Source organism: Flavobacterium defluvii (assembly GCF_900129555.1).
Classification (GTDB): domain Bacteria; phylum Bacteroidota; class Bacteroidia; order Flavobacteriales; family Flavobacteriaceae; genus Flavobacterium; species Flavobacterium defluvii.
The window spans coordinates 383,220-395,515 of record NZ_FQWC01000003.1 but is presented as its reverse complement, the minus strand read 5'-3'; the positions used below and the strand labels follow the sequence as shown (position 1 = coordinate 395,515).

The following is a 12,296-nucleotide window of genomic DNA, read 5'->3' as shown; positions in this document are numbered from 1 at the left end:
CAAAACCTGTTAGGTATTTATTTTTTATATAAACTAATAAAAAAATCTAGTGGATACCTAACAGGTTTTGAAAACCTGTTAGGATAGAAAGCTACTTACTCACTTTATAAACTTCATTTGCCGTAATCATTTCCCAATTATCGGTTCTAAATGGTGATGCCGGGAATTTTTCTTTATTGAAAAGATTAATTTCGGTATCGTCGTCTGCCCAGCCGTAGTGCACTGCAACGGGATTTTGAACCTGATCGCTTGAAACAATTATTTTGTTGTCTTTTATTATCGCTTTTGCGGAATGAAAAACTTTGTCTGATCCGGCGATTTCAAAACCTTTTAATTCATCGTTATTTGGCGTTGATAATCCGCTGCCGATATTATCAAAAGTCAAAATAATTTGACTTCCTTTTATTTCCTGAGATTTATAAGTTGGTCCGCTGTGAACTTGCTTTTTGCCGTAAATATTATTTAAAGCCACTGCAGCCAAACGCAAACCAATATCTTGTTTGTTGATTGGGTGAATATCTTTTGCGTTTCCAATATCTGTCGTAACTGCCATTCCGGTGTTTGGCAATTTCAATGTTTCTGATTGTGCTTCGCGAAGTTCTGCCCAACGGCTTCCTTTTTGACTGTTTCCTCCAAATTCATCAAAAGTGGACAATTGAACGAAGTAAAAAGGAAAATCTCCTTGTTTGAATTTTGTTCGCCAGTCAGTAATCATCAACGGAAATGCTTTTTTATATTGATTCGCTCTCCAAACATTGGCTTCGCCCTGATACCATAAAACGCCTTCAATAGCATACGGAACCAGCGGATTTACCATTGCATTGTATAATAATGACGGATAACTATTTGGCGATAAAGATGTTTTTACTACAATAACTTTAAATTTCCATTTTCCGTCAAGCGGAATATCTTTCTTTCCTGCCGTTAATTTTAAATCTTGTGCTTCGCCATAAATTCCACCGCCGCCGCCGTTGTCTACAACTCTAACGGCAATTACATTTTTTCCTTCTTTTAAAATGTTTAATGGAATTTCGTAAACACGTTTTATATCATATTGTGTATTTTTTCCAACTTCAATTCCGTTTACATAAGTAATATCTTCATCATCTATTTTTGCTAAGCTTAACGTTACCTTATTTTTAATGTCTTCTGCCGAAAGAGTAATCGTTTTTCGCATCCAAACTATACCGTCTAAATCGCCAAGCGGCTGATTTTCCCATATACCTGGTGTGTTTAATTCACCCCAAGAATTATCATCAAAAGAAAGTTCTTTGAATGTATTTTCATTTGCTGTGCCTATAGAAGTCCCTTGAATTTTTTCGACCCTTTCTTTCATTCGCTTTGCGTATAAAACTGAAATAGAATCGACATTCATTACCGGAACATCAGCAATCATGTTTTTAAATTCATCACTTTTTTGAAAAGCTTCACGGCTTGTCCAGGTTTCAACATTTGTGCCACCCCAGGAAGTATTGATAATCCCGATTGGAATTTTTAATTCGGTATATAATTTTCTGGCGAAATAATACCCAACTGCTGTAAAATTTCCAACCGTTTCTTTGTTTGCGACTTCCCATTTTCCAGCTTTTAAATCGTCTTTTGGTTTTCCGCTTAAATCTTGTGCCACTCCAAAATGACGAATCATTGGGTAATCAGAATTTGCAATTTCTTTTTCGGCATTCATCGTTTTAGAAACCTGAAATTCCATATTCGATTGTCCGCTGCAAATCCAGACTTCACCAACCAAAACATTTTTGATCGTGATTTTATTTTTTCCGATAATTATTAATTCGAAAGGTCCGCCGGCTTTTTCAGAATTTAGATTTAAAGTCCATTTCCCGTTTTTATCAGCCGTTGTTTTTTGAATTTGTTTGTTAAAATGAACCTCGATTTTTTCATCTGCATCAGCAAAACCCCAAACTGGAATCTTTTTGTCTCGCTGCAATACCATTCCGTCAGAAAACAGCAAAGGCATTTTGACATTAGCATTAGCTAAAACATTTATTATCAGAAAAATAAATACAATACTTTTTTTCATTTCTTCTCAATTTAAATTGTTTAAACCATATAAGTGATATAAGTAAAATAAGTTCTGAATCAAACAAAAACTTAAATTATCTTATATCATTTATATGGTTTTATAAAAATTTCTTACTGTAATCCTTCTTTCAGAGCTGTTAAAACCTGAGTATCAAAAACGGTATTATTGGTTCTGTTAAAAATTCCGAAACCGTTGTTTCCAATACTTCCTTCGTCCCAATAAAAAGGTAATAATCCATTTGCTTTTGCCGTTTTTACGACCGTTTTTAAATAATACGCTCTCGAAGCTAAATGTAAAGTTAAGGCATCTCCAGTTAAAGTCGTTCTACGAATTGCTCCAAATTCTCCAAGCAAAACCGGAATTCCTTTATCGACAAACTGGGTTTTCATTAATTTGAAATTTTTCTCCAAATCAGCTTCTTCTCCATAAGTTGCATTTCGTTCCGTATCTGTTGTTGAATGATAATTTGCTCCCCAATAATAGAACATTTTTCCCCAGGATTCATCTTTAGTTAATCCGCCAAAATTCCACGGAGCGTAATAATGAACCTCAACCATCATTTTATTGGCCACTTTATCTGTTGGTAATGTGGTCATTAATTTATTCGTTTTTTCGATATCTGTTGTTGGTCCCTGAATAACTAAAACACGATTTGCATTTTTCCCTCCAGTTGAACGAACAGCATCAATAAAAGTTTGGTGATACGAAGTTAAAACTGCCATTTGTGTTGCATCTTCAACCGCTGGTTCGTTCGCACTTGCAAAAAGAAGATGTTCGTCAAATCCGCGTAAATGTGTTGCGATTTGTTCCCAAAAAGCTTTTTGTTTGGCATTGTTTTCTACTTTTTTGGCTTCGGTGATGTTATTTTCCAGCCAGCCGCCGTCCCAGTGAATATTCACTACAACGTACATATGATTATCAACGCAATACTGAACGACTTCTTTAACTCTGTCCAGCCATTCTGTTTTAATTTTTGCTGTTGCAGCATTTTCTAAATATTGATTCCATGAACACGGAATTCTTATCGCATTGAATCCATTTGCCTTAACGGCATCTATTAAATCTTTTGTCACTTTTGGATTTCCCCAAGCAGTTTCGCCTCCGGTTGCTTCTAAAGTGTTTCCGATATTCCAACCTAATTTTATTTTCGCTGCCAATTGAGCCGCTGTACTCGACATTCCAGATGCATCAGCTGCAATTGGATTGGTATTGTAACTTGGATATAAACCAACAACTTCAACTGTTTCTTGTTTTTCTTCTTCTTTATCAGAACTGCAAGCCCAAATACTTAAAAAAGAGAAACATAAAAACGTACTCAATAAATAAGTTTTGATTGTGTTTTTCATCTTATTTAATTGTGACATCAAGTTTGAATTTTAAATCTCTTGAAGAATTCCCCACGTTTAAAGTGTATTTTCCCGGTTCAATTGTCCATTTTTTGGCCGCAACATCATAATAAGCCAATTCTTTTACCGGAACTTTAATCGTAACGGTTTCAGTTCCTCCGGCTTTAACCAATACTTTTGTAAATCCTTTTAATTCCTGCGCTGCACGTGTTACTTTAGAATTTGATTTTGAAGTATATAATTGAACTACCTCTTTTCCATCTACTTTTCCTGTGTTTTTTACTTCAACAGAAACGGAGATTGTTTCGTTTTGAGCATAAGAAGTTTTATCTGTTTTTGCATTTCCAAAAGCAAAAGTCGTGTATGATAATCCGTATCCGAAAGGATATAATGGCGCAACATTTTTAGTATCAAACCAACGGTATCCTATTAAAATTCCTTCTGCATAATTTACCGTTTTGTCTCCAGGGAAACTGTTAGTAGCGTGTGCAGGAGAATCTTTTAACTGTTTTGGCATTGTCCAAGGTAATTTTCCTGACGGATTTACTTTTCCTAATAATACATCGGCTAAAGCATTTCCTCCTTCAGAACCGTTAAACCAAGACCAAACTACAGCTTGCGATTTTTGGCTGATATTTTCTATTTGAAAAGGTGCTCCGGCAACAAAAACTACAATTGTTTTTGGATTTACTGCCAATACTTTCTGAATTAATTCTTCTTGTCCGAAAGGCAAATGTAAATCTCTTCTATCTGAAGCTTCCGTTTCGTAATCGCGGTTGGAACCCGCAAAGATGATCGCAACATCAGAATTTTTAGCTGCATCTACCGCTTCCTGCACTTTTGCCGGATCTAGTTCATCAATTGTAACTGGACCGTTAGCCGTAATATTTCCTAAATTTCCTCTGTTCTTTTTATCGTAACGCTCTAAATATCCTTCAGCATAATTGATTTTTATGGAAGATGGAAGTCTATTTTTTAAACCTTCAAGCGGTGTGATTTCTCTTTTTGTTTTTACTCCTGCGCCAAATCCGCCAAGTGCATTTTTCTTTGTAGCGTTGTTTCCAATTACGGCGATAGATTTAACTCCGTCCAGTTTCAATGGCAATGCGTTATTTTCATTTTTCAATAAAACTACGGCTTCTGCAGCAATTTTGTAAGCATCTTGGTAATGTGCTTCGGTTGCTATGCTTCCTTTTGCACGCTCGCCGCCGCCCATTGCTTTAACCTGGAATAAAACTCTTAAAATACGTTTTACATGAAGATCAATTTCTTTTTCTGAAACTTCTCCGGATTTAACTGCAGCGATTAATTTATCGGCTAAGAAAAATTCATTGAAAGGTTTTGGTGTTCCCATTTCAATATCTAAACCGTTTTTCAAAGATTTTGCTGTTGAATGTACCGCAGCCCAGTCTGAAACGACAATTCCTTTAAATCCCCATTCGTCACGAAGGATTTTATTTAGCATATAATCGTTTTCACATAAATATTCTCCTCTAAATTTATTGTAAGCGCCCATTATACTGTACGCTTTTGCTTCTTTTACAGAAGCTTCAAAAGCTGGAAGATAAATTTCGCGAAGTGTACGCTCGTCAATCTGCACATCTACAAAATCACGATTGGTTTCCTGATTGTTTGCGGCGAAATGTTTTACGCAAGCCATTACATCTTTTTCCTGTAAACCAACGATCAAAGGCACGGCAATTTTTTTATTCAAAAACGGATCTTCTGACATGTATTCGTAAGTTCTTCCTCCAAGCGGCGTTCTTACCATATTAATTGCCGGAGAAAGTAACATGTCTTTGTCTCTTGCACGTAATTCTTCACCTAAACTAGTTCCAAAAGTATGCGCCATTTCAGAATTCCACGTTGCTGCCAAAGCGCCGCCTGCAGGATAATAAGTGGCAAAATCGTTTGTCCAGCCAGCCGGAGCCCAATTGTCTCTTGAGATTTCTTCGCGAACTCCAAGCGGACCGTCGGCCATTTTTAATTCGGGAATTCCTAAACGTTTTACGCCTGCATTGGCAAACATACTGTTACCATGAAGCATTCCAACTTTTTCCTCAAGTGTCATTTGAGAAATTAATTTATCTATTTCGGCATCGTGTTCTGTACCGATTTCTTTTCCTAAATATTCTTTTTGAGCTGATTCAGATTCTGAATTTTGTACTTCATTTTTGCACGAAACAAAAAGCATAACCGCTAATGCTGCCGAGAAGTATATAAATTTGTTTTTCATTGATTGTGGTTTTTTTAGTTTTTAGATTTTATAGTTAGTTTAATGTTTTACAAATCTAAACATATAAACGTCATTTTCGTTAATTGCAATTTCTCTATTGAATGTTCCTTTTGCATCGATTTTTATTTTTTCTGTTGAAAGAAGACAATTACTATTTTTTTCTTTGAGCAGTTTTACTTGTTCTTTACTCAATTGTTTCGGGCTTTTCATGGCCAGATAATCGGCATAAACATCTTGTGTTTTATAACCAACTTTGTAAATTTCTAAATCGTATTTTCCTTTTGCTAAATGGTCTAATTCGATTTTTACAATTCCTTTTGATTTCGAAGGTAAATCCTGAAGATAATAGGTTTGATTTAAAACTTTATCGCCCGGATGTGTATTCGTAAAATCCCAGAATAAAAGCTGAACATCGCCTTTTTCATTTTTGGTTATCCACGAATTTTTATCGGTATTTTGAAGTTCTGTTTCTCCTAATTTATTCATTAAATAATACGAGAAATAGGCTGGCTTTTTAATTCCCTGCGTATTCAATAATCCGAAACCGCCGTGAAAAGGGGTAAATCTTGGTCCGGCTTCTTCAAAAATATCGGTAAAAACCCAATACGACATGGAGTTTGCCGCATTGCCGACTTGTTTTATTTTCTGCAAAATATACGCAGCCGAATGGTAACTATCGTGAATTGGATCTGCTGGCGTATAAGAGGTACTCCATTCTGTATAATGCAATTCTAAATTTGGTTTTGCCGAAGCTGTAATTTGTTTTCTTGAATTTAAAATATCGCCGCTTACGCTGAATTCATCCTGACTTAAAATTGTTCCCGATGTTCCGAATTCATCCAGATATCCGTGTTTTACTCCGTAAGTATGTGTCGAAACAAAGTCCATCGGAACATTATTTTTTGCACAAAAATCTATTGTTTCCGGAACCCACGCCGCGCCTGCTGTTGCCGGACCGCCAACTTTGTAATCTTTGTTTACACTTTTTATTGCACGGGCGCTGTATTCATATAATTTGAAATAATCTGCCTGAGTTCCTGTCCAGAAACCCGGAGATAAATTCGGTTCGTTCCAAACTTCAAAATACCAAGTTTTTACTTCTTCTGCGCCGTAACGTTCTGTAAAATGCTGTGCTAAATTTTGAATTAAATCTTCCCATTTTTTATAATCTTTTGGAGGCGTTACATTGCCGCGCCACCAAAAAATAGTTTCTTTTCCGCTTGCTAATGCATTCGGCATAAAACCTAATTCTACAAAAGGTTTCATTTTTAAACTTACAATATAATCGAACAAAACATCGACATATTGATAATTGTATTCGGGATTTCCTTTTTCGTCTTCACGATAAACCCCCATATCATCGGTCAATAAACCATGAAAACGAATGTATTTAAAATCACATTCTTTTTTCACCAATGCCCATTGTTGTTGCCAATCTGCACGAAGGCCTTCGTTTGCTCTTCCGGCTCCGATGCATTCTTTAAACATGGTGTTTAGTTTTCCTGCTTCTTTTCTGTAATCGACTTTTATGATTCGGTTTTCAGCATTGTTATTTTGTCCAATAATTTGGATTGAATGAATTAAAACTAGGAGTATAAAAATTCTTTTCATCTGAAAATGTGTTTTTGGTTATCCTAACAGGTTTCCAAAACCTGTTAGGTATTTATTTACCTAATCTAATAATTTCATTATTGTGACTTGATATTTGATACCTAACAGGTTTTGGAAACCTGTTAGGATATTAAAACCAATAATTATATTTTTTTGAATCTCACTGCACCACCGCCAGCACCGCCTAATTTCAATTGTAATTTATCTGAAGCTTTTACGGTTTTCTTCGAAATTGCCACTGCTTCCGGATTATGTGTTTGATCTGTTCCTTCAGCATCAACATAAATCTGTGCTTCGTAAGTTGCATTTGGATCTAAGAATGATAATGAAACTTCTACGTTTCTTGGTTTTTCATTGGTCAAAGTTCCTAAATACCAATCAGCGCTGTTTCTGTCTTTACGAGCTGTTGTGATGTATTCACCAATTTTTCCTTCTAAGATTTTAGTGTCTTCCCAATCTGTTGGAACATCTTTTAAGAATTGTAAAGCAGGTTTTCCTTCGTAGTTTTCTGGAAGATCTGCCAACATTTGAATTGGAGAATAAAGTGTAACATACAATGCCAATTGCTGACCAACTGTTCCCTGAATTCTTTTTCCCGGATAACCTTGTTTTACCTCAACATCAAAAATTCCAGGCGTGAAATCCATTGGACCAGAAAGTAATCTTGTAAACGGAATTATGCTTAAATGATTTGGCGGATTTCCTTCGCTCCAAGCGTTATATTCTTGTCCGCGCGCTGCTTCTCTCGAAACCATGTTCGGGAAAGTTCTTCTTTCTCCGGTATCTTTAATTGATTCGTGATATAAAACGGCTAAATTGTATTGTGCAGCTTTTTCTAAAATATATCTGAAATAATTTACTCCAAACTGCCCAAAATGCATTTGTTTCATATTCAATTTAGAACCTACATGACCAATTTTTACGGTATGAATTCCGAGTTTTTTGTATAAAGCAAAACCTTCATCAACTTCTTTTAAATAATTAATTAAGTTCGAACCTGTTTCATGATAACCAATAAGTTCTACATTGTTTTTCTTTCCATATTCTACGACTTTTTCTAAATCGAAATTGTCAGCACTTTTTGTGAAACTGAACATGTGCATGTGGTTTTCGTACCATTGCGGTGTCCAGCCTTTGTTCCAGCCTTCAATTAATAAATGATTAAAACCTTCTTTTGCTGTAAAATCAATATATTCTTCGGCGTGTTTTGTGGTTGCGCCTTGTTTATCGCTTTCCCAAAAAGTATATTTTCCAATGTGCATTCCCCACCAAATTCCTAAATATTTATAAGGTTTGAAATAGCTGTTTGTGTTTTTTAATTTGTTTGGTTCGTTCAGATTTAAAATCAAATAAGACATAATTAAATCTGCTGGTTTTTCACCAATTTGAATTGTTCTCCAAGAAGATGTGAAAGTATCTTTTACACGAACTTTTACGCCATCAGTCCACGGCACCAAATCAGATTTTAATTCTGTACCTTTTGTGTTTACCAAAGTCATACTGGCAAAATCAACCAGATTTGCTTCGTGAAAACTCAAAGCTAATCCGTTTTTGCTTTCTATTGTAAGCGGAGTCAAAACTGTATCCAAAGTACTTACCGGAGAATCTTTAAAAAGATATTCGTCACGGTTTTCTCTGTTTGCAGGAATCCACCATGCTTTTCCATCTTCTTTTAAATTAAAAGTCGTTTTTTCATCCATAATGAAAATACTGTCTTTTACATTTTGTTTTGGATAAACATATCTAAAGGCAACTCCGTCATCAAACGCGCGAAATTGAATTTCTAACTTTCTCTTATTTCCGCTTTTTTGCTGTAATTCTACCGAAAGCTGATTGTAGTGATTTCTAATGTTTTTCTTTTCTCCCCAAACTTGTTCCCAGGTTTCATCAAAAGTTGAAGTTTTAGCGCCTTTGATTTCAAAGTTTGAACTTAAGTCTTCATTTCCTTTCAATACAAATCCCATATCAGACGGAGAAATCACTTCTGTTTTTCCGTGCGAAACGGCGTATTTTGGAGCATTTTTTACAAGCTCAAATTTGATTTTATTTTGTCCGTTTGGCGAAGCTAGTTCGTAAGCGTTTTTTACTTTTTGGCTGTAGCCAATTGTTATTGAAAACAGTACGGCTGGGAGAATTAGATAGTTTTTCATGTTTTTGGGAATTATATTTTTTTGCCACAGATTAAAAAGATTATATGGATTTTAAAACTGTGGCTATATTTTTTAAACACATAGAATCATAGCTTATTAGAAACTTAAAAAAGGCGTTTCACTTGTTTAAACAAACATAGTTTCTATGTGTGAGAAACTAGTTTCTTTCCACTTTTTCTTTTATTCAAAACAAAAAAATCTATGTTTCTATGTGTTTAAATATTTTATTTTTTGCCACGAATTTCACAATTATCACCAATTCAATTCGTGGGAATTCGTGAAATTCGTGGCTAACTTTTTTATTTTGCCCACTCTGTTTTAAAAGTGGTTTTTCCGTTTAATGGATTTGCTGTTACTTCAAAATTGTTTCCAGTTTTGGTCACTTTTATTTCCTGAACTGCCGTATCATTTGGCAAAAACACTTTGGCTGTCGCCGAAGTTGTTTTGTCGCTTGCGTATACTTTTAATGTTAATTTGCTCCAATCCATATCTTTTGTAGACTGTGCTAAACCGATGTGAGGCAATGCAGTTCCGTCTTTTACCAAAACTACGATTGGCACTTCTCCGGCTTTGATTTTATGCCATCCTGATTGATATACTTTTTTAGTTTGATAGTCAATCCATGTTCCTTCTGGAAGATAAACATCTCTTTCTGTAACTTCTTCAAAAAGTGGTGCAACTAAGATGCTTGATCCGAATAAATATTCATTATCTACTAACCAAGCTCCCGGATCGTTTGGATATTCTACAAAAAGAGCACGCATCATTGGTAAACCTTTTTGAGAACTCTCTTTTGCCTGAGCGTAGATATAAGGCATTAATTCGTAACGCATATTATCTGCTTTTCTGAAACCTTCCAGGAAATCTTTGCTGTATAACCAAGGTTCGCGCGGAGGCTCTCCGTGGCTTCTTACGTGTGAAGTAAACATTCCGAATGGCGCCCATCTTCTGTATAAATTCTCTGGTGATTTTGTGGCAAATCCTCCAACATCGTGACTCCAGAAACTGAATCCGCTTAAGCCTAATGAAAGTCCGCCGCGTAATTCTGCCGACATTGCCCCGTTTGAAGTTTCGGCGTCTCCTCCCCAATGCAAAGGATAACGCTGACTTCCTGCCCAAGTACTTCTTGCCCAGATTAAAGTATAACCTTTTTCTTTTTGGGTAATTTCGGCAACTGCTTTATTGTATCGTAATGGGTATAAATTATGTTCGTAAAAACCTGTTCTTCCAGAATGATAAATTCCGTCTGGCGGAGCAGCTTCTCCAAAATCAACTTTAAAAACTGAAACGCCTTCATCGAATAATTTTTTCAATTTTCCTTGGTACCAAGAAACTGTTTCCGGATTTGAGAAATCTAAAACAGCATCTTCATAAGGAAGATTTCCTTTTCGGTCTCTTACCGCTAAATTTTTGTCCATAATTTCAGGGAACAAAGTGTTTTTTGGTGTGAAATATGGTAATTGCCATAAACACACATGAAAACCATCTTCTTTTAAATCTGACATCATTTTTTTAGCGTCTGGAAAACGAGATTTTGCAAACTCGTAATTGTTTCTCCAATCTACATCAAACCAACCTGTATCATAGTGAATTACATCGGTTGGAATTTTATATTTACGCAAATCTCTTGCTACATCACGACCTTCTTTTTCTGTAAAATAAGTAATTCTGCTCATCCAGAAACCGAATGACCAAAGCGGCGGCATGGCGGCTTTTCCAGTTAAATTCGTGTATTGATCTAAAATGTCTTTCGGTTCTCCAATGAAGAAAAACAAATCAGCTTCGTCATCGCCAATGTACATTTCGTTGGCACTTCCAAAATATTTTCCAAAGTCAACAGTTATTGGTGTTGAATGATGCATAAAAACTCCATAACCACGGCTGCTCATGTAAAACGGAATTGGTTTGTACATCGTTTCATTCTGAATTCCGTTGGCATCATCGGTCCATAAAACTACTTTTTGACCGCGTTTGTTGAATTGTGTGAATGATTCACCGCAGCCAAATATCTTTTCGTCTGGTTCTAAACTGAACGCAGCGCCCATACTTCTTGAATAATCGCTGTTTCTGCGGACGTAAGAAAATGGAAGCGTTGGCGTATACGAATTTTTAAAATCGGTATCGTGAAGTGTACTTGTTAACAGTTTTCCGTTTTCATCGTAAATTTTTACGTGCCACGGTTTTGTCAAAATTTCAACTTTTCCGTGTTTACTTGTATAACTGTGACCGCCTTCGATTTTAGCATATTTCCATAATTCTGGGTGATTTGGCGCAACACCGTCAACCAACATTAAGGATTCTTTTTGTGGATGAAATTGCGGTCCTGAAGTAGTTTTTATTCTGATAGTTCTATCTGAAACAAACTGAATTTCGAATGGCAAAACAGGTGATTCTTCATATTCTGTTGTTGGAAATTCGTTTGCTTTTTCCACATCAGGTTTCATCATCATGTTATTGAAAGCCTGACGTGTTTTATAATTGTATCTCAAATATTTAATTGTTCCTTTTCCTGTTGCAGGATCAAAAGAAGCTAATTCGTCTGCGAAATAAAAAGTATTCAGATAGTTCTGAAAATCTTTACTGATGTCTATTGGAGCATTCAATACATCTGCATTTTGGATTTGAGCTGAAGCTTTTGGCGTCAAAACAAACCCAAGCATAAAAGCTGAGAACAATGTGGTTAGTTGTCTGTTTTTCATGAGTTAATTTTATTTTTGAACCTTCTAAGTTTAACTTTTTTATATCTTAAAATCTTTTAAACACATAGAATCATAGATCATCGGGGTCTTTAAAAGGCGTTTCACTTGTTTAAATTCACATAGCTATGTGTTAGAAACTAGTTTCTTTTAATTTTCTTTTTTACAAACAAAAAATCTATGTTTCTATGTGTTTAAAATTTAACGTATTATGAT

At 35.5% G+C, this 12,296-nt stretch carries 6 protein-coding genes; all 6 read right to left on the bottom strand.

The window, feature by feature from the left end; genetic code table 11:
• Window positions 1-91: 91 nt before the first annotated feature.
• A complete protein-coding gene (locus tag BUC29_RS09235) occupies window positions 92-2,038 on the bottom strand; it encodes a sialate O-acetylesterase (RefSeq protein ID WP_073415533.1) in 1,947 nt (648 codons plus the stop codon).
• 113 nt (window positions 2,039-2,151) lie between these two features.
• Window positions 2,152-3,405 carry a glycoside hydrolase family 5 protein gene (locus BUC29_RS09230; protein ID WP_244160804.1) on the bottom strand — a complete coding sequence of 418 codons (1,254 nt, stop codon included), beginning with the start codon at window positions 3,403-3,405 and terminating at the stop codon, window positions 2,152-2,154.
• Window positions 3,389-5,623: a glycoside hydrolase family 3 C-terminal domain-containing protein gene (locus tag BUC29_RS09225; RefSeq protein ID WP_084538613.1), complete on the bottom strand. Its 2,235-nt coding sequence runs from the start codon at window positions 5,621-5,623 to the stop codon at window positions 3,389-3,391. Before BUC29_RS09225 ends, BUC29_RS09230 begins: the two co-directional genes overlap by 17 nt.
• Before the next feature lie 39 nt (window positions 5,624-5,662).
• On the bottom strand, window positions 5,663-7,234 hold the full coding sequence (locus BUC29_RS09220; protein WP_073415531.1) for a GH39 family glycosyl hydrolase: 1,572 nt from the start codon (window positions 7,232-7,234) through the stop codon (window positions 5,663-5,665).
• 143 nt (window positions 7,235-7,377) lie between these two features.
• Window positions 7,378-9,384 carry a glycoside hydrolase family 97 protein gene (locus BUC29_RS09215; RefSeq protein WP_073415529.1) on the bottom strand — a complete coding sequence of 669 codons (2,007 nt, stop codon included), beginning with the start codon at window positions 9,382-9,384 and terminating at the stop codon, window positions 7,378-7,380.
• A gap of 299 nt (window positions 9,385-9,683) precedes the next feature.
• Window positions 9,684-12,083 (bottom strand): glycoside hydrolase family 31 protein, encoded by a 2,400-nt coding sequence (locus BUC29_RS09210; protein ID WP_073415527.1) that lies wholly within the window; start codon window positions 12,081-12,083, stop codon window positions 9,684-9,686.
• Window positions 12,084-12,296 lie beyond the last annotated feature (213 nt).